This is a genomic window from Psychroserpens ponticola, from assembly GCF_023556315.2.
Lineage (GTDB): Bacteria > Bacteroidota > Bacteroidia > Flavobacteriales > Flavobacteriaceae > Psychroserpens > Psychroserpens ponticola.
This window is the reverse complement of sequence record NZ_CP116221.1, coordinates 3,646,839-3,667,174: the sequence shown is the minus strand read 5'-3', so window position 1 is coordinate 3,667,174 and position 20,336 is coordinate 3,646,839. Positions and strand designations below refer to the sequence as shown.

General features: G+C 32.5%; 17 protein-coding genes and 1 pseudogene. 9 read left to right on the top strand and 9 right to left on the bottom strand.

The genetic code is table 11. From position 1 onward, the window contains the following. Position 1: 1 nt before the first annotated feature. The 7 genes and pseudogenes from hemF to hemA all read right to left on the bottom strand — a co-directional run bounded on the left by hemF (position 2) and on the right by hemA (position 7,022). Positions 2-904: an oxygen-dependent coproporphyrinogen oxidase gene (gene hemF / locus MUN68_RS16135; RefSeq protein WP_249993947.1), complete on the bottom strand. Its 903-nt coding sequence runs from the start codon at positions 902-904 to the stop codon at positions 2-4. A gap of 285 nt (positions 905-1,189) precedes the next feature. Then, a pseudogene (locus MUN68_RS16130) lies at positions 1,190-1,492 on the bottom strand (transposase); the annotation flags it as partial. 50 nt (positions 1,493-1,542) lie between these two features. Continuing rightward, on the bottom strand, positions 1,543-2,079 hold the full coding sequence (locus tag MUN68_RS16125) for a GNAT family N-acetyltransferase (RefSeq protein ID WP_249993020.1): 537 nt from the start codon (positions 2,077-2,079) through the stop codon (positions 1,543-1,545). Further along, complete coding sequence (locus MUN68_RS16120) at positions 2,076-2,846, bottom strand: EI24 domain-containing protein (RefSeq protein WP_249993022.1); 771 nt, start codon at positions 2,844-2,846, stop codon at positions 2,076-2,078. The genes MUN68_RS16125 and MUN68_RS16120 overlap by 4 nt, the downstream gene beginning before the upstream one ends. A gap of 200 nt (positions 2,847-3,046) precedes the next feature. Next, on the bottom strand, positions 3,047-4,072 hold the full coding sequence (hemE, locus tag MUN68_RS16115) for a uroporphyrinogen decarboxylase (protein WP_249993024.1): 1,026 nt from the start codon (positions 4,070-4,072) through the stop codon (positions 3,047-3,049). Positions 4,073-4,192: 120 nt separating this feature from the next. Beyond that, on the bottom strand, positions 4,193-5,767 hold the full coding sequence (gene hemC / locus MUN68_RS16110; protein ID WP_249993026.1) for a hydroxymethylbilane synthase: 1,575 nt from the start codon (positions 5,765-5,767) through the stop codon (positions 4,193-4,195). Next, the gene (gene hemA / locus MUN68_RS16105) at positions 5,760-7,022 is read right to left on the bottom strand and encodes a glutamyl-tRNA reductase (protein ID WP_249993028.1); all 1,263 of its coding nucleotides are present in this window, start codon (positions 7,020-7,022) and stop codon (positions 5,760-5,762) included. The genes hemC and hemA overlap by 8 nt, the downstream gene beginning before the upstream one ends. Positions 7,023-7,191: 169 nt before the next feature. On the opposite strand from hemA, the gene MUN68_RS16100 reads away from it, so the two are divergent. The 8 genes from MUN68_RS16100 to MUN68_RS16065 all read left to right on the top strand — a co-directional run bounded on the left by MUN68_RS16100 (position 7,192) and on the right by MUN68_RS16065 (position 17,832). Then, positions 7,192-8,112: a helix-turn-helix transcriptional regulator gene (locus MUN68_RS16100; RefSeq protein WP_249993030.1), complete on the top strand. Its 921-nt coding sequence runs from the start codon at positions 7,192-7,194 to the stop codon at positions 8,110-8,112. A 72-nt stretch (positions 8,113-8,184) separates the two neighbouring features. Next, entirely contained in the window at positions 8,185-9,216 is a 1,032-nt protein-coding gene (hemH, locus tag MUN68_RS16095) for a ferrochelatase (protein WP_249993032.1), read from the top strand. Continuing rightward, positions 9,216-10,568 (top strand): MATE family efflux transporter, encoded by a 1,353-nt coding sequence (locus MUN68_RS16090; RefSeq protein WP_249993034.1) that lies wholly within the window; start codon positions 9,216-9,218, stop codon positions 10,566-10,568. The genes hemH and MUN68_RS16090 overlap by 1 nt, the downstream gene beginning before the upstream one ends. Before the next feature lie 47 nt (positions 10,569-10,615). Continuing rightward, the gene (locus MUN68_RS16085) at positions 10,616-13,708 is read left to right on the top strand and encodes a WD40/YVTN/BNR-like repeat-containing protein (protein WP_249993036.1); all 3,093 of its coding nucleotides are present in this window, start codon (positions 10,616-10,618) and stop codon (positions 13,706-13,708) included. Between the two features lie 104 nt (positions 13,709-13,812). Next, positions 13,813-14,361 (top strand): CopD family protein, encoded by a 549-nt coding sequence (locus MUN68_RS16080; protein WP_249993038.1) that lies wholly within the window; start codon positions 13,813-13,815, stop codon positions 14,359-14,361. A 62-nt stretch (positions 14,362-14,423) separates the two neighbouring features. After that, positions 14,424-15,878, top strand: coding sequence for a sensor histidine kinase (locus MUN68_RS16075; protein WP_249993040.1), 1,455 nt, complete (start codon positions 14,424-14,426; stop codon positions 15,876-15,878). Between the two features lie 14 nt (positions 15,879-15,892). After that, a complete protein-coding gene (locus MUN68_RS16070; protein WP_249993041.1) occupies positions 15,893-16,675 on the top strand; it encodes an enoyl-CoA hydratase/isomerase family protein in 783 nt (260 codons plus the stop codon). Positions 16,676-16,758: 83 nt separating this feature from the next. After that, the gene (locus MUN68_RS16065) at positions 16,759-17,832 is read left to right on the top strand and encodes a PA0069 family radical SAM protein (RefSeq protein WP_249993042.1); all 1,074 of its coding nucleotides are present in this window, start codon (positions 16,759-16,761) and stop codon (positions 17,830-17,832) included. Between the two features lie 50 nt (positions 17,833-17,882). Here MUN68_RS16065 and MUN68_RS16060 read toward each other — a convergent pair whose 3' ends face one another. Next, positions 17,883-18,455 (bottom strand): hypothetical protein, encoded by a 573-nt coding sequence (locus tag MUN68_RS16060; RefSeq protein WP_249993043.1) that lies wholly within the window; start codon positions 18,453-18,455, stop codon positions 17,883-17,885. A 200-nt stretch (positions 18,456-18,655) separates the two neighbouring features. Here MUN68_RS16060 and MUN68_RS16055 point away from each other — a divergent pair, with 200 nt between their 5' ends. Further along, a complete protein-coding gene (locus tag MUN68_RS16055) occupies positions 18,656-19,528 on the top strand; it encodes an AraC family transcriptional regulator (RefSeq protein ID WP_249993044.1) in 873 nt (290 codons plus the stop codon). A gap of 125 nt (positions 19,529-19,653) precedes the next feature. Here the strand turns inward: MUN68_RS16055 and MUN68_RS16050 are convergent, their stop codons facing one another. Further along, entirely contained in the window at positions 19,654-20,310 is a 657-nt protein-coding gene (locus MUN68_RS16050) for an HD domain-containing protein (RefSeq protein ID WP_249993045.1), read from the bottom strand. Positions 20,311-20,336 lie beyond the last annotated feature (26 nt).

Below are 20,336 nucleotides of genomic sequence, written 5' to 3'. Positions count from 1 at the left end.
GTTACACCCAGTTTACAGGATTTTGTAATACTTTAATTAATTTTTCTTCCTCACTTCCTGCTTCTGGATGATGGTCATAAACCCATTGTACATGTGGTGGTAGGCTCATCAAAATACTTTCAATTCTTCCGTTGGTTTTTAATCCGAAAAGCGTGCCTTTATCATGAACTAGATTAAATTCTACATAACGACCACGACGAATTTCTTGCCAATCACGTTGTGGTTTTGTAGATTCTATATTTTTTCGTTTTTCAACAATAGGAACATAAGCATCAAGAAAACTATCACCAATTTCTGTTACAAAATCATACCAATTCTGCATACTCATATCATCTGAAGCTTTGCAATAATCGAAGAATAAACCTCCAATACCACGACCTTCATTTCTGTGTGTGTTGTAAAAATACTCGTCGCAACGCGCTTTATATTTTTTATAGAATTCAGGATCGTGCTTATCACATGCTGTTTTACATGTTTGATGAAAGTGTTTAGCATCGTCTTCAAACAAATAGTAAGGCGTTAAATCTTGTCCACCACCAAACCATTGATCAACAATGTTACCTTCTTGGTCATACATTTCAAAATAGCGCCAATTCGCATGAACTGTTGGAACCATTGGGTTTTTAGGATGTAATACTAAACTTAAACCACAAGCAAAAAAGTTAGCATCTTCAACACCAAAGTAGTTTTGCATGCTTTCTGGTAATTTTCCGTGAACACCAGAGATATTGACACCACCTTTTTCAAAGACGTTCCCGTTTTCTATCACGCGAGTTCTTCCGCCTCCACCTTCAGGACGTTTCCAAAGGTCTTCTTGAAATTTTGCTTTACCATCAATCGCTTCCAATTTAGACGAGATTGTGTCTTGTAATTCGTGTATGTATTTGAAGAACTTATCTTTGATTTCAGAATCAAAAGTTATTTTTTCTTCTAATTTTTTTTCTTTTCCTGCAAGGTTTTCAAAACCTTGTAGGTATGAATCTGAATTTTTATGCATATGCTCAAAATTTTCAATACTATCAAAAACTCTTAAGATTTCTGATTTTGCCAAATTAAAAGAATTAGGATTAGTACCATTCAAGTAATGCAAATAAGATGAGAATTTATAATTTTCAATCGCATTGATAGGGTTGTTATGAATATATAAGATTAGATTTTTTAGATAATCTTCTGTATCTAATCGTTTTCGTTTAAAATGCTTTTCAAATAAACTTCCAGTTCTTCCTTGTTGTCTGTTATAAGCTTTAGCATAAGAATTAAAAAAATTAGAAAAGCAATTTGTTATGTTTTTCTCATTAGTAACTTTAATGATGAAATGAAAATGATTGTTCATTAAGCAGTAAGCAATAATATCAGCATTATCATTTAAGTATTTACCTGATAAGTTTAGAAAATACAACATGTTATCATCATTCTTAAAAATGACTTCACTATTAATTCCACGATTGTAAATGTGATAATAATGATCTTTTTCTAAGTTGTCTAACTTCATGTTTTTCTTTTTAAAAGATCTACAAGGTTTTGGAAACCTTGCAGGATATTTTAGTCTTTATATAATTCGTATAATTCCATATCTAAAGGTTGCTCGCCTTTAGGTGTAAATTCATTTTTCAATGTTTTTTGCCACTCAAAATGATTATTCAACGCGACTTTAACACTAGATCGGTTTTCTTTATGTGAGATGATTTGCAATCGTTCTAATCCTAAAGTTTCAAAAGCGTAAACTGAAAGCTTTTCTATGGCTTTAGACATTAATCCTTTTCCATTAAAATTGTAATCTATAGCATAAGCAAATTCACCTTGTTTTGAAGTCCAATTGAGTTCTTTTAAGATAATGAGTCCAATAAGTTTTCGTGTTTCTATTTGTTTTAATGTGAATACAAATCCATCTTTATTTTGAAATGCTTTTACGCGATTTTCAACATAAATTTGAGAAAGCGTCGGATTCAAATTTTGTTCTAATGTCTTCGGAAAGTAACGTTTTAAACGATCGGTATTTGCAATCACAAAATCACAGATTTTCCAAGCATCACCTTCGTGAATAGGATTAATTTCGAAGCCATCAAATTGAGCAATCACGATACTAAAATTTTATGTTCTAAAAGAAGGTTTTCTTCCTCAAGAAGCTTAACTGTTTTTATTGAAGCTGCAGTAACACTCATTGGTAAAACGAGAATCACACCAATAACAGGAAGGAGTAAGAATAGGATAAAAACAATTCCGTTTCCAATGGCAACACCTTTGTTTTTTCTTACAAATTGAACACTTTTGCGATAATTTAAATGGCGCTCTAAGGTATAATCCATATTTCCAAAACCAGCATAATAGGCTTGAACAAGGAATAGTAAAACTGTTGAAAAAATAGTTACAATAGGAATAAAATTTAACAATAGAATAGGAATAGTGATTAGGAGTTCTTTAGCAAGATTTCTTATATTTATTCTAATACCTCGCCAAAGTTGTTCTTTAAACGTTGTATTTCTATGGTTTTTTCTTTCGGCTCCAGTTAAATAGACTTCAATTTTTTCTGAAACTGGACTCATAAATGGTGCAGAAAGTGCCATAATGATGTGTTTATATAGAATTAATCCAATGGCTAAAATTATAATTCCACTAATGAATGAGAAAATCCCTTTTATCCATGAATTCTCAGCCCAGTCAGGTAATAAACTTGTAATGTAGTCACTAATATTGTCAGATAAGCCATAAGCCGTGAGGATAATAACTGTTGCTGTAATAATACTGATGATGATAGGAACGAAAAAGAACTTCCAAAGCTTTAGCTTTGAAATTAATGCTAAAGCACCTGAATATGCTTGTATGCCATTTAATATGTTCTTTATCATAATATGTCCTATAAAAAGTAGGAATCTATTTAATTTAGAGAACTAAGGTAACAATTGTATCTCGATTTGCGTTAGCGATGGAGCAATTGTTGGAGCTCATCTTTGATAGCGACTTGGGAAATATTTATATTCACGAATTCATCAATATCAAATAGCTTCAATGAGTAAAGCGCGACCCTTGTGGTAACGCCCAACTTGTGCTAAGCCTTATATTCTTTTACAGCATCGATAAATGCTTTTGCATTGTTTAACGGAATATTGGGTAAAATGCCATGACCTAAATTTACAATATATCTGTCTTTTCCAAACTCGTTAATCATTTGGTGTACCATTTTTTTAATCTCTGAAGGCGGAGAAAACAATCGTGTTGGATCAAAATTACCTTGCAGAGTAATATTTCCACCGCTTAAATATCTCGCATTTTTTGCAGAACATGTCCAATCAACACCTAAAGCAGAAGCTCCAGATTTTGCCATATCTCCAAGAGCAAACCAACAGCCTTTACCAAATGCAATTACTGGAGCATCTTCTTTTAAAGCATCAATAATTTGCTGAATATATTGCCATGAGAATTCTTGATAATCAACAGGAGACAACATTCCTCCCCAAGAATCGAATACCTGTACAGCATTACAACCAGCTTTTACTTTTTCTTTTAAATACGCAATTGTAGTATCTGTAATTTTCTGTAATAATTGATGAGCTGCAATAGGATTTGTAAAACAAAACTCTTTCGCTTTATCAAAGTTTTTACTGCCTTGCCCTTGTACACAGTAACATAAGATTGTCCAAGGTGAACCAGCAAATCCAATTAAAGGAATCTCATCATTTAATTTTTCTTTAGTTGCTTTTATGGCTTCGTAAACATAATTTAAAGCTTCTTTAACATCTGGAACAATAACATTATCGACATCTTTTTGTGAGCGAATAGGATTTGGCAAATAAGGACCAAAATTTGGTTTCATTTGAACTTCAATATTCATGGCTTGAGGAATCACTAAAATATCTGAAAACAATATAGCAGCATCCATTCCGTAGCGACGAATAGGTTGCACTGTAATTTCACTTGCTAATTCTGGTGTTTGACATCGTGTAAAGAAATCATATTTTGCTTTGATTTCCATAAACTCAGGAAGATAACGACCTGCTTGACGCATCATCCAAACTGGTGGACGTTCGACTGTTTCACCTTTTAGTGCTCTTAAAAATAAATCGTTTTTTATCATATGTCTGTCATTCCTGCGAAGGCAAGAATCTTTTTAATTAAACGTAATTTTTTCAATTAGGTCTCGACTCCGCTCGAGGTGACAGATTCTGTCACCTCGAGCGGAGTCGAGAGGTCTTTTTTATTGAAAATACTCATTCACCAACTCAATCACACTTTCAACTGTTGGGATTTTTGCAATTCGTACATCATCAAAATGCTTACTTGCTTCTTTAGCTGTTGTTTCTCCAATGCAAAATGCTATAACATCATCATCATTTTCTTGCTTATAACTTTGCACAGTTGACGGACTATAAAACATAACCCCTTTTATAGTGTCATTAATTTTTACTGAATCGTATTTAGTTTCGTAAGCTGTAACATCTTTAACCACAATATTATTTTCATTTAAAATACTTGGTAATTCATCCATACGAATATCACTACAGAAATAGGTGACCTCTGTACCATCAATGTATTCAACTAAATATTCAGCTAAAGCTTTAGAGTTATTTTCAGTATGTTTTACTTTTCCAATTTTACGTTCTACAAAACGTTTGGTTTTTCTACCTACACAATAGATGTTTTCAAATTGTAATTCTTGAGGCGCAAAGTTTGTTAGTAAGGCCTCAACTGCATTTTTGCTCGTAATGATCACATTTTTTGGTAAAGGTTTTAAGACCTTTGGTGTCATTCGATTTAAGCTGATTTTTATAAAATCTGAGCTTTCAGAAACCACATCCTCATGAAACAATTGTTTCTGATCATCGGTTAACGTTTTAGTTGAATAGATATTAGTGTCTTGAGATGATTTTTTAAGATGATCCATTAAACGTTTTCCACCACGTTCGATTATATAATCAGCACAAAATTGTGCTAATTCATCGTGTTTATCGAGAGTAACTGTACGTTGGACTTCAATTTTTTTGCTTCCATCAAGACTTAATAAAACAGCTTGTAAATGAACTTCTTCATCTTTTACAAAAGCTAAAGCACCAATAGGAGCAGAGCATCCACCTTCTAAACGATTTAAAAACTCACGTTCTATTGATGTTGCAATTTCAGTTTCTTTATGATTAATTTCTGCACAAATAGCAAGTGTTTCTTCATCACTTTCTAAGGCAGTAATCATAACAGCACCTTGAGCAGGAGCAGGAATCATCCATTCTAAATTGAAACTTTCTTCAGGTCTTATGTCGAGTCTTCCTAAACCAGCAGCTGCAAAAACAGCGCCATTCCAATCGTTGTCTTCTAATTTTTGTAAACGTGAATTTACATTGCCACGTAAACCAACAATAGTATGTGTTGGATAACGATTTAACCATTGTGCTCGTCTTCGTAAACTACCTGTTGCAATAACGGCATCTCGTTGTGATAGAAATTCTTCATTGCGTTTAAACACTAAACAATCTCTAACATTTCCTCGTTTCAAAACAGCAGCCTGAACAATACCTTTTGGGAGTAATGTTGGGACATCTTTTAAAGAATGAACAGCAATGTCAATCTCTTCATTGAGCATTGCTATATCTAGTGTTTTTGTAAATACACCTGTAATTCCTAGTTCATAAATAGGCTTATCTAAAACGATGTCTCCTGTTGATTTAACAGGAACTATTTGTGTTTTATGACCTAAATGTTCTAGTTGACTTTGTACGGTTTTGGCTTGCCATAACGCAAGTTCGCTATCACGAGTACCAATTCTTATAATTTTAGACATTCTCTTTAGTTGCTTCTAGTTGAAACACTTTTTTTATGAGTTCAAGGCTATCGTCTGTAGATACATCATCGCCTTTTAAATGATGTGCAAAATGATTTGTTATTTTCTGAATGATATTATTACTAATAACTTCAGCTTGAGTTTCATTAAAGTCACTCATTTTTTTGCGTTGTGTGTCTAATTCTGCCACTGCAAAATCAGTAAGTTTATGTTTTAAAGCTTTAATAGTAGGTGCAAATTTCCGCGTCTCCAACCATGCATTAAAATCAGATTTGACATCTTCAATAATTGCTTCAGCTACAGGAATGTGAGCTTTTCTTCGCTCTAAAGTTTCATCTGTAATTTGTGATAAATCATCTAAATGAACTAAAGTCACATTCTCCAAATCAGTCACATTTTCATTTACGTTCTTTGGTATTGATAAATCTAAAATTAATAATTGTTTGGTTGTTTGAATACAGTGTTTATCAACCGTTGGGTTTTGGGCACCAGTAGCAACAATTAAAATATCAGAGGTGTTAATTTCTTCTTGAAGATTGGCGTAGTCTTTTACAATTAAATTGAATTTACCTGCAATCGCTTCAGCCTTACCTTTAGTTCTATTGATTAAAGTGATATGTTCGTTCTTAGTATGTTTTACTAAGTTCTCACATGTATTTCTTCCAATTTTCCCTGTTCCGAATAGTAAAATATTCTTTTCTGAAACCGTATCAATTTCATTCATAATATATTGCACAGAGGCAAATGAAACAGATGTGGCTCCTGAAGAAATTTCGGTTTCGGTTTTAATACGTTTTGAAGCTTGTATAACTGCGTTTATTAATCGCTCTAAAAAAGGATTAAGTAATTCCTGTTTTTTAGAGAATCTTGCACTAATTTTTAACTGACTTATAATTTCAAAATCACCAAGAATTTGGCTGTCTAATCCAGAACCAACACGAAACATATGGGAAACAGCATCTCTGTTCTTATACACATAAGCAACTTTTTGAAACTCTTCAACAGTGCCTTTTGTGTTTTCGCAAAGCAATTGAATCAATTGAAATGGATGTTGTGCAAATCCGTAAATTTCAGTTCTGTTACACGTAGAAGTAACGATTAAACTTTCAATACCATTTTGTTTTGCTTGCTCTAATACAGCAAGTTTAGATGTTTCGTCTAAACTGAAATGACCACGCACTTCAGCATCAGCTTTTTTATAGCTTAAACCAATTGCATAAAATGTAGTGCCTTTCGACATATTGTAGTGCTCCATACCTGATTTGGATAATACCAAAGCAAAAATATAAAGCTTGGCAGATAAAAAACAACGCTAGAAGAACTTTTAGTATCGTTTGTGGTTTTTTAATGATATTTCTTATTATAAAATGATAAATGTCATATTTTTGTAGTGAAAACAAGACTTTAAAGCTTATTAGTTTAGAATGAATCTAAATAACAATAAAAATAAATCGGATTTTATACATTCGAAAAATATCGCTAGAGGTTCTTTTGAAGAATCTAAATTAGATGATGGTTTTTTTGCATTAACCTATCAAAATGAATCTGATGCGATTCAAATTGTTGAACGTGAGATTGATAGTAGTTTTATTCAGTTTCACTTTTGTATAAAAGGCTCTAGTGAGTTTATCTTTAATAATGGTAATTATCGCCTAAATATTGAAGAAGAAAATTCATTGTTATTATATAATCCTGAACGTGATTTGCCGATTCATTTAGAAGTGCATTCTAAATCTTGGTTAGTTTCTGTACTCGTTTCTATAAAGAAATTTCACGGATTATTTTCTCAAGAAGCGGATTATATCACATTTTTAAGTGATGACAATAAGGATAAGAAGTATTATAAAGACGGAAAAATTTCTCCTTCTATGGCAATTGCGTTGAATCAAATGATTAATTATAATTTAAATAGCTCTATTAAAAACCTTTATTTTAAAGGAAAAGCGCTAGAATTATTGAGTTTATATTTTAACAGAAGTGAAGATGCCGATATTGAGCAATGTCCGTTTTTAGTAGACGAAACAAATGTAATTAAAATAAGAAAAGCGAAAGATATCATCATATCTAGAATGGCTGAACCACCAACTTTACAAGAACTTTCTGAAGAAATCGGACTTAGTTTAAAAAAGTTAAAAGAAGGGTTCAAGCAAATTTATGGCGATTCCGTTTTTAGTTTCCTGTTTGATTATAAAATGGAAGTGGCTAGAAAATTATTGGAAGCAGGTGATCACAATGTAAATGAAGTCGGACTTAAAGTTGGATACAGTACATCGAGTCATTTCATTTCGGCTTTTAAAAAGAAATACGGAACGACTCCAAAGAAGTATTTGATGTCGTTGAGTTAAACAGAATAAGATTAGTTACAAAAAATACTGTTGTATTTTTGAAAAACAAAATAGCAAAAGAAACATAAATACATGAAAGGAGTTTTACTTGTTAATTTAGGCTCGCCAGATTCTCCAGAACCTAAAGACGTTAAAAAATATTTAGGTGAATTTTTAATGGATGAACGTGTTATTGATGTGCCTCTTTGGGCAAGAACATTACTCGTAAAAGGCATTATCTTAAACACACGACCAAAAGCATCAGCAGCAGCATATAAAAAGATTTGGTGGAAAGAAGGATCTCCTTTGATTGTATTGTCTGAACGATTACAAGACAAAATTCAAGATCAGGTTGATTTGCCTGTGTCTTTGGCTATGCGTTATGGAAGTATGACCATTAAAAAAGGGCTTCAGGAATTGGTTGATAAAGGTGTTGATGAAGTATTTTTAATTCCGTTGTATCCTCAATTTGCAATGGCAACGACCGAAACAATTTTGGTGTTAGCGGAAGAGATTAGAAAAGCACATTTTCCTAACATTAGTATTCAAGACCTTAAATCGTTTTATAACAATACTAATTATATTAATGTCTTATCAAACTCTATTGAAAAGTATTTGGAAAGTAAAGATTATGAGCATTTATTATTTTCTTATCATGGTGTTCCAGAACGTCATATTCGCAAAAGAGACATCACAAAATCGCATTGTAAAATTGATGGTAGTTGTTGTGTAACCGCATCTCCTGCACATGAGTTTTGTTACAGACATCAATGTTTAGAAGTGACTAGGCTTGTTGCTGAAAAATTAAACTTAAAAGAAGGTAGTTTTTCAACATCCTTTCAATCGAGATTAGGTTTTGATCCTTGGTTACAACCTTATACTGACAGAACCATCGAGCGATTAGGGAAACAAGGCATCAAAAAAATGGCTATTGTAACTCCAGCCTTTGTTAGTGATTGTTTGGAAACCCTTGAAGAAATAGCGATGGAAGGCGAAGAAATTTTCCATGAAATGGGAGGAAAAGACTTTACAACGGTTCCGTGTTTAAACGATGACAAAGAATTTGTTGATTTATTATCTAGTTGGATAACTGATTGGGCAAAAACTGAAACAGTTACTGCATAATGTCAAATACGGCTTCAAAAGATTTAGGAACTCAGCCCATTGGTAAATTGCTGATTAAACAAGCTGTTCCTGCATCTATTGGAATCTTAGTGATGTCTCTCAATATTTTGGTAGACACAATTTTTGTTGGAAACTGGATTGGTTCAACTGCCATAGCTGCAATTAATGTCGTGCTTCCTGTCTCTTTTTTTATTGCTGCTTTAGGAATGAGTATTGGTGTTGGAGGTTCTTCAATTATTTCAAGAGCATTAGGTGCAAATAATACAACAAAAGCATTACAAACCTTTGGCAATCAAATTACACTTACACTTCTATTTACGATTCTATTAATTATTCCTGGTCTTTTATATGTAGATGATATTATTCCTGTATTTGGAGGTAAAGGTGCTATTTTCGAACCTGCTAAAATCTATTATACTATTGTGCTTTACGGAATTCCATTCTTGGCACTTTGCATGATGGGAAATACCGTTATAAGAGCAGAAGGGAAACCAAAATTCGCCATGTATGCCATGATGATTCCTTCAGTTGCGAATTTGGTGTTAGATTACGTTTTTATAAACCTCATGGATCTAGGAATGGCTGGAGCAGCTTGGGCTTCAACACTATCCTATTTGTTGTGTTTTTTGTTTGTTTTTTGGTATTTCTTATCTAAAAATTCAGAATTAAAACTCATTAAATGTCAGTTTAAATTGAAGCTTCCTATTGTTAAAGAAATAGGGTCTTTAGGATTTGTAACGCTTTCAAGACAGGCTATTGTAAGTATTACGTACTTGTTTATGAATAATATTTTATTCGACCTTGGAGGAGAAACCTCTGTAACTGCTTATGCCATTGTTGGTCGAATGCTCATGTTTGCCTTATTTCCTGTTTTCGGAATTACACAAGGGTTTTTGCCTATTGCAGGTTTTAATTATGGTGCTAATCAATACGAACGCGTTAAACAAGCCATTTCTACAGCGTTAAAATATGCAGCAGCTTTAGCGACTTTAGTATTTATTATGTTGATGATTTTCCCTGAAGACATCACTAGATTATTTACAACTGATGCAGACGTTATCAAGGAAACACCTTCTGCTATGCGATGGGTCTTTGCAGCAACACCAATTATTGCAGTTCAACTAATTGGAGCTGCCTATTTTCAAGCTGTTGGAAAAGCAATTCCAGCATTACTATTAACATTAACACGTCAAGGATTTTTCTTTATTCCATTGATTTTTATTTTACCAAAATTTTATGGCGAACTAGGTGTTTGGATGTCTTTTCCAATTTCAGATGTGTTATCGACAATTGTTACTGCTCTATTTTTACATCGTGAAGTCAAGTTAAATTTGAGCAAGACAGCAGCATAATATTATTTTATGCTTATTTTTATACAACTAACAAAACCACCTTTACAATGAGATTTTTCTCTTTTATTTTTTGTCTTTTTTTCTTCGGAAACTTCACACAATTAGAAGCACAGACTTTTGATGAATCAAAATATTCAGCTTTAGAATACCGATTACTTGGTCCTTTTAGAGGTGGTCGAAGCGCTGCTGTCACAGGAGTTCCTAATAAACCTAACCTATATTATTTTGGCTCTACAGGTGGAGGGATTTGGAAAACGTTAGATGGTGGACGAAGTTGGGATAATATTTCTGATGGGTTTTTCGGTGGAAGTATTGGTGCAATTACGGTTTCTAAAAGCGATCCTAATGTTATTTATGTTGGTGGTGGAGAAAAAACCGTTCGCGGAAATGTGTCTTCAGGATATGGTATTTGGAAAAGTGTTGATGCTGGAAAAACATGGAAATCTGCAGGACTGAAAAACTCACGTCATGTTCCAAGAATTGCGGTTGATCCAACCGATCATAATGTTGTATATGCTGGTGTTTTAGGAAATATATACAAACCAACCCAAGAACGTGGTGTATATAAAAGCGTAGATGGAGGGAAAACATGGAAGAAAACGTTATTTGCTAATGAGCATGCTGGAGTTGTAGATTTATTGATTGATCCAACCAACCCAAGAATTTTGTATGCTTCTACATGGAGAGTGCAACGAACTCCTTATAGTTTGAGTTCTGGTGGTGAAGGTTCGGCACTATGGAAAAGTATAGATAAAGGTGAAACGTGGACAGAAATTTCTACTAAAAAAGGATTTCCTGAAGGAACCCTTGGGATTATTGGAGTCACTGTGTCACCAGTAAATAACCAACGTGTTTGGGCTATCATTGAGAATAAAGATAAAGGTGGTTTGTACAGAAGTGATGATGGAGGAGATACATGGTCACAAGTAAATAGTGAACGTAAATTACGTCAGCGAGCTTGGTATTACACAAGATTGTATGCTGATACTAAGGATGTTGATATGGTTTATGTATTGAATGTACGTTATCATAAAAGTACAGATGGTGGAACATCATTCAGCACACATAATGCACCACATGGAGATCATCACGATTTATGGATTGCTCCAGAAAACCCAAACCGAATGATTATTGGTGATGATGGAGGAGCACAAGTCACTTATGATGGAGGAGAAACCTGGAGTACATACCACAATCAGCCAACATCACAATTTTATCGTGTTACGACAGATAACCATTTTCCATATCGCATTTATGCAGCTCAACAAGATAATTCAACAATTAGAATTCCTCACAGAACAGATGGTTGGTCGATTTCTGATGATGATTGGGAATCTACAGCTGGAGGAGAATCGGCACATATCGCAATAGACCCAGAAGATGATGATATTGTGTATGGAGGAAGTTACGATGGTTTTTTAACACGATATAATCACAAACGCGGAACCGTTAGAGCTATCAATGTTTGGCCAGATAATCCAATGGGTCATGGCGCAGAAGGTATGAAATATCGCTTTCAGTGGAATTTCCCAATAATTTTCTCAAAGCATAATCCAGATCGTTTATACACCTTTTCTCAACATGTCCATGTGACTGAAAATGAAGGACAATCATGGGACATTGTGAGTCCAGATTTAACTCGAAATGATCCGGAAAAACTAAAATCTTCAGGAGGACCAATTACGCAAGATAATACTTCAGTAGAGTATTACTGTACCATTTTTGCAGCACAAGAATCACCTATAACCGAAGGCTTACTTTGGGTTGGAAGTGACGATGGATTGATTCATGTTACAAAAGATGGAGGTCAAAATTGGGAAAATGTAACTCCTAAAGGCATGCCAGAATGGATGATGATTAATAGTATTGAACCAAGTGCTTTTGATGCTGGAACATGTTATGTAGCTGGAACTAAATACAAAACAGGAGATTTTACGCCATATTTATATAAAACCACTGACTACGGAAAAACATGGGCGACAATCACGAATGGAATACATCCAGAACATTTCACCAGAGTCGTAAGAGAAGATCCTAATCAAAAAGGTTTGTTATATGCTGGGACTGAAACAGGAATGTATATTTCGTTTAATGATGGTGTAAATTGGAAACCATTTCAATTAAATCTTCCAATTGTACCAATTACTGATTTAGCGATAAAAGACAATAATTTAATCGTTGCAACACAAGGAAGAAGTCTTTGGATGATTGATGATTTAACAGTTTTACATCAGTTAAATGATTCACCTTCCGAAGCCAATACATTATTCAAACCGAAAGATACTTATCGCATACAAGCTGGTTATCATAAAGACAGTAAAACGTCTGGAACGAATCATCCAAATGGCGTGATGACTTATTTCAATTTAAAAAGTTATGACAAAGAAAATGATGAAGTGTCTTTAACGTATTTTGATCAAAAAGGAGATACCATAAAAACCTATTCTACAAATAATAAAAAGAAAGATAAGCTCGAAGTGAAAAAAGGAATGAATCAGTTTATTTGGGACATGACTTATGAAGGTGCTGAAAAATTAGAAGGCATGATTTTATGGTGGGCAAGTTTAGATGGACCAGTTGCAATTCCTGGAGCTTACAAAGTGAACTTAAATGTAAATGGAAATTCAATTCCGCAATCCTTTAATATCGTTGCAGATCAAAGAGCTGAAAGTACTCAAGCTGATATGCAAAAGCAATTTGATTTCATTACTGATGTCAATAAAACAATGGATGATGCTCATAAATCGATTAAGAAAATTAGAAATATTAAAGAACAACTTTCAGCATTTGAAGCGCAATATAAAGACAATGAGGATTTAAAAGAGTTGTTAGAAAAAGCGAAGGCTATTAAAGAAGACTTTACTAAAATTGAAGAAGCGTTGTATCAAACGAAAAACAGAAGTGGTCAAGATCCGTTAAATTTCCCAATTAGATTAACCAACAAATTAGGGCATCTAAATGCTTTGGTTGGAATGGGAGATTTTGCGCCAACAGATCAAGATATTGCCGTAAAGAATGAATTGTCAGCAGAAATTAAAGTACAATTAAATGCTTTTGATATGTTAATTAGTGATGAGATTAGTGCTTTTAATTCTGCATTTAACGAAAAGCAATTAAACTATTTATTTGTAGAGGATTAAGTGCAATAAACATCTCGACTCCGCTCGATGTGACAGTTATCTTTAAATTAGAATTCTTCTGTCATGTCGAGCGGAGTCGAGACACAACATAATAAAATATTTAAATGGAATATTACAATTACATAAAAGCATTACACCTCATTTTTATAGTGACTTGGTTTGCAGGTTTGTTTTACATTCCTCGGCTTTTTGTGTATCAAATAGAAGCTTTTCACAAACCCTCTCCTGAAAAGGAAATTTTAGGCAAGCAGCTAAAATTAATGGCAAAACGTTTATGGAATATCATTACTTGGCCATCAGCAATTTTAGCGACAGGTTTTGCTATATGGTTAATTATTTTACAGCCTTTTTGGCTAGAACAATCATGGATGCATGTTAAGCTAACATTTGTTGTATTGTTGATTTTATATCATTTAAAAACACATCACTATTACATCCAGTTGCAGCGTGACGAAGTAAATAAATCTTCAAATTTTATGAGACTTTGGAATGAAGGTGCTACATTTATATTGTTTGCAGTTGTGTTTTTAGTCATCTTAAAAAGTGCAATTAATTGGGTGTTTGGTGTAATTGGAATTTTTGTTTTAGGAATTTTATTAATGCTAGGTTTTAAGCTTTATAAAAATATACGACACAAAAATCCAAATGCTTAATATTGGCTTAATTATTGTTACATTTAACCTAAGTTACACCTAAAATCATTACAAATTTTCAGATGAGGTTAAAAAAATTGTCTTTACGAGTTCGTATCTTTTTTGCAATGATATTATTGGTGCTTATCGCTTCAATTTTAATAGCTGCTGTTACTATTTATCAATATAATGAAGAGGCTATAGATTATCATAAAGAGCGATTAGAACGTAAAGAAATTGCTATTATTAGTCATATCAATAAGGTGATTGAAAAGACAACTTGGGAAGTTGCAACAGAGAATGTTCCATTAATATTCAAGGACGAAATTTATAATATTGCAGATATTCATAGTTTGCGAATTAATTTATATGATTTAGATGGTGGACTTTTAAAATCTTCTAAGGCAAGTTTTAAAAATGATTCAATAACAAAATGTATTGACACAGAAGTGTTAAATGCAATTTCAAATACAGCAAATCATAGATATGTTGTTAAAAACAGAAAGAATGGAGAAACATTTCAATCGTCTTATAGTTTTGTTTATGATAAAAAATCTAAGCCACTAGCGATATTAAATTTGCCATACTTAGAAAATGACGATTTTCTAAATAAAGAACTTAATGAGTTTTTAGAACGCTTAGGTTATGCGTATTTATTCATGATGTTAATTGCTGTAATTTTGGCACTGTTATTATCAAAATATATAACACGTACATTAAAAACAATTTCAGATAAAATCAATCAAACACGTTTAGAAAAACGGAATAAAAAGATTGATATAGAATCTTCAAGTGAAGAAATATCAACCTTAGTTAATTCATATAATAGTATGATTGATGAACTTGAAGAAAGTGCTGTTCAGTTGGCTACTAGTGAACGTGAACAGGCTTGGAGAGAAATGGCAAAACAAGTCGCTCATGAAATTAAAAACCCATTGACACCAATGCGATTGAGTGTACAAAGTTTTCAGCGAAAGTTTAACCCTGAAGACGAAAACATTTATCAAAAAGTCGATGAATACAGTAAAACACTTATTCAGCAAATAGATACAATGAGTTCTATTGCATCTGCATTTTCAAACTTTGCAAAAATGCCTGCGCAAAAGAATGAAACACTAAATGTTTCGAATATTGTCAAATTAGCCTTAGATATTTTCAGTGAAGATAATATTGAATTTTCAACAGATAATTCTGAACTCATGGCAAATTTTGATCGTACACAGTTGATCAGAGTTGTGACTAATTTAGTCAAAAATGGAATTCAAGCGATTCCACATGATAAAGAAGATCCAAAGATTATTGTAAGAGTATCTTCAGAGAAGGAGATGATCAAAATTACTATAGAAGATAATGGTATAGGTGTTGCTGAAGAAAATAAAAGCAAGATTTTTGAACCTAAATTTACCACTAAAACCAGCGGAATGGGATTGGGACTCGCGATGGTAAAAAATATTGTTGAAACTTATAAAGGAAGTATTACCTTTACATCTCAACAAGGAATAGGAACCATTTTTACCGTTACTTTCCCTAAGATTTAATAAGACAAAACACCATGAGCTACCAGAATATTTTATCGACTACCAATAGCCGAATAACAACGATTACAATCAACAGACCTAATAAACTTAATGCTTTAAATAAAGACACTATACAAGAGTTGCATGATGCTTTTGATGAAGCTAATAGCAGCAAAGACACAAAAGTAATTATTATTACAGGAAGTGGAGAAAAGGCTTTTGTAGCTGGTGCAGATATTAGTGAGTTTGCAGATTTTGATGTCAAACAAGGAGGAAAATTAGCTGCCAAAGGTCAGGAGTTGTTATTTGATTTTGTTGAAAATTTATCGACTCCAGTAATCGCTGCGGTTAATGGTTTTGCATTAGGAGGAGGTTTAGAATTGGCAATGGCTTGTCATTTTAGAATTGCAAGTTCAAATGCTAAGATGGGTTTACCAGAAGTATCTCTTGGAGTTATTCCAGGTTATGGTGGTACACAACGTCTGCCTCAATTGGTAGGTAAAGGTCGCGCAATGGAAATGGTGATGACAGCAGGTATGATTGATGCCAATCAAGCCTTAAATTACGGATTGGTAAATCATGTTGTTGAACAAGAGGAATTGTTAGCACTTTGTGAAAAGATTGCAAGTAAAATCATGCGAAACTCTTCAGTAGCAATTAAAGCGGCTATCAAATCTATTAATGCGAACTTTAAAGATGGCGTTGATGGTTATAAAACCGAAATTAAACAATTTGGAAAATGTTTCGGTACAGATGACTTCACAGAAGGAACTACTGCATTTTTAGAAAAAAGAAAAGCAGACTTCCCAGGAAAATAATATTTTTATTTTTGTTGATAACCAAAATTTTAAGTTGTCGTTTGAAATTTGGTATTTTGTAATTTTACAAAAAATTATGAAATATGTTTAAAAAAGATAGTGTAAAAGGTCGTGGTGCTCAAAAAAATGTTCATAACCGTTTCTTTGAGTTAAGCCATGAACAACGAGATGATTTTTTAGAATATTGTGCAAAGGAAGGCGAAGAACCAGATCAAAATAGAACCCAATATTTACCGGTTTTTCCTAAAACAATAGTGAATAAGCTCGCTAGTCCAGATGTCGGAATGGCATATTCTATGAATATGTATCAAGGTTGCGAGCATGGTTGTGTCTATTGTTATGCAAGAAATAGTCATGAATTTTGGGGATTTAGTGCTGGATTGGATTTTGAACGTCGAATTTTAGTAAAGAAGGATGCACCAATATTATTAGAAGCTTTTGTAAGACGAAAAAGTTGGAAAGCTTATCCAATAGTCATGTCTGGAAATACAGATTGTTACCAACCAGCAGAAAAAACATTTGAAATCACTAGAGCTTGCTTGAAAGTGTTTTTAAAATATAAACATCCTGTTTCAATTATAACCAAAAACGCACTAATACTTCGTGATTTAGAGATTATTAAAGCCTTAGCCAAAGATAATTTGATTAGTGTTAATATTTCTATAACGTCTCTTTCTGAAGCGACTAGAAGAATTTTAGAACCACGAACAGCAACTATTAAAAAACAACTAAAAGTTGTTAAAGAATTAAGTGAAAACGGAATTCCGGTAAACGTGATGTTTGCACCAATCATACCTTCAATTAATAGTCATGAAATTTTGTCTCTAGCAAAAGCAGCTTCTGAAGCTGGAGCATCAACTATGGCGCATACTATTGTGAGATTAAATGGTGCTATTGGAGAAATTTTTACAGATTGGATACAAAAAACCTTACCAGATAGCGCTGAAAAAGTATTGCATCAAATTGAAAATTGTCATGGAGGAACATTAAACGATTCTAGATTTGGAACACGAATGCAAGGTGAAGGAGAATTTGCAAAACACATTAATGATTTAATTAAGTTGGCTCGCTTAAAATATTTTAAAAATAAATCAATGCCCAAATTAAATACTGAACTGCATGACGTTTATAAATATGGTCAGATGAAACTATTTTAAATACAAAAAGCCATCAACTGATGGCTTTTTGTATTTCGTTTGAATTTGTTTTATAATTCAAAATATTTAACAAAGGTTCTGTTATTTGTTTTTATAACAGTATGATAGTCACCTCTTTCAGCCTTTGAAAGGCTGTAAATACGATTTAAAGTTTTTTCACCTTGTAAAGTTTCAGTATATATAAGTGAATCTTCATAATAGATTTCTACATGTATAGGATTTGATTCTAAAGACAATTGAGATACCAATAATTTATTGTTTTTAGTCTTTATTACTGGTTTAAATGATTTTGTTTCACCGTTTTTTAAAAATAGAACTTCATTATTTTTAATTTCAAATGATTTGACTATTATTTCAAAATCTTTCTCTAACTCAATTGAGTAATTTCCATTTTCAAGTTCGTTTAAATCAAACCACTTAGAAAGCTTTCCATTATCTTTAACAGTTTCTGAGTGAAGAACTGATCCATACTTATCTTTTACTAAAAGTTCTTGCCCTTTTTTTGCATTAACAAATTCGACCATAGTAACTTTTGAAAAAGATCTAATTTTTCTTTTGCCTGCATAGCTTAATGTTGTTACTAACATTAATACTATTAGTGTCATTTTTTTAATTGTTTTCATCATGTTTGGGTTTTATGATTATGGGTACAAATCTATACTGCTTTAGGTCTTTAGAAAACATCCATTTTGGCACATATGTGTTCTAAATTATCACAATCACCTAATGAAAACAAATAATTGGTTAATTTAGGATACATTTTTGATAATTATACATACTTTTGAAATTCATTTACAGTTAACTTTGTATTAAAGAAAGAATTATGAGCATAAGAAAGCCTACATTAGAAAAAATAAGCCCAGAGTTTGGGAGTTCTATTAAGGTTATGAAGCAAGAGGCTTATATGGGAGAAAAAAAGCCCTTTTGGCATTTTCATCCTGAAGTTGAATTGGTTTATGTTAATAAAGGAAAAGGAAAGCGACATATTGGAAATCATTTATCATACTTTAATAATAGTCAACTAATACTTATTGGAGCCAATTTACCTCATAACGGATTTACAGATCGACTTACAATAAATGGAAGTGAAACCATTGTTCAGTTTAGACCAGAGTTTTTAGGAGATTATTTTTTTAATGTTCCAGAAATGGAAGGCATTAGTAATTTATTTGAACGTTCTAAAAGTGGCATTTTGTTTGGTGTGAAAACGAAACAAAAAATAGGTAAGAAAATTGAAAAACTTTCTGAAAAAGAAGGTTTCAAAAAGATATTGGTTCTACTTGAAATTTTACATGGTTTAGCAAAATCTGAAGACTATACGATTTTAAATGCTGATGGTTTTGCATTTGAGGCTGAACCTCAAGATAGCGCTCGGATTGATATCATTTTTAAATATGTAAATCAAAATTTCACACAACATATTACCTTAGATGAAATTGCTGATAAAGTAAGTATGACTGTTCCAGCTTTTTGCAGGTATTTTAAAAAAGTAACAGGAAAAACATTCACTAAGCTTGTAAATGAATATCGCGTTGTACATGCAACAAAGTTATTGTCGGAAAGTCAAATGAGTATTGCAGATGTAAGTTATGAATGTGGATTTAATAATTTTTCGCATTTTAATAAATTATTCAAGGAATTTACTGGAAAAAGTGCATCTAAATATAGAGGCGAATTAAAATTAATGGTTCATTAAGTTTTTTTAGATTAAAAGATAAACCGAATAACATTTGAGTATCATTTTAGTTAATCAGTAACAAATTCTAACAATTGTGAATACTACAACAATAACAGTATTAGAAATTGTAAAAGAGAAGTAAATTAGTGTTCTCCATTCCATTCTGAATAAAATTGCTGCAGAAATGATTTCATATAATTGTGTCTCTTTATTGCTATTTGAGTTCCTGTTTTTGTATTCATTCTATTTTTTAGAAGTAGTAATTTTTCATAAAAATGATTAATAGTTGGTGCTTTAGAAGCTTTATAGGCTTCTTTATTCATATTTAAATCGGGTTCTATTGAAGGATCATATAATTTACGATTTTTAAAACCACCATAATTAAATGTTCTTGCGATGCCAATTGCACCAAGCGCGTCTAATCGATCTGCATCTTGTACAACATCTAATTCAGCAGATGAAAAATTTTGAGAAACATTTCCGCCTTTGAAAGAGATGTTTTCAATAATCTTCACAACATGTTCAATAGCTTCAGAATCAACATTTATATCTAATAAAAACGCTCTAGCTTTTTGTGGACCTATGCTTTCATCTCCATTATGAAATTTACTATCAGCAATATCATGCAATAAAGCTCCAAGGGATACAATAAACAGATCTACATTTTCCTTTTTTGATATGAGTAGTGCATTTTTATAAACACGTTCAATATGAAACCAATCGTGACCACCTTCAGCATTTTCGAGTGTGATTTTAACGAAGTCTTTCGTTTTTTCTATAATTTCTTCGGAAGTATACATAATCTAAAATTAAAAATTCCTTTCAG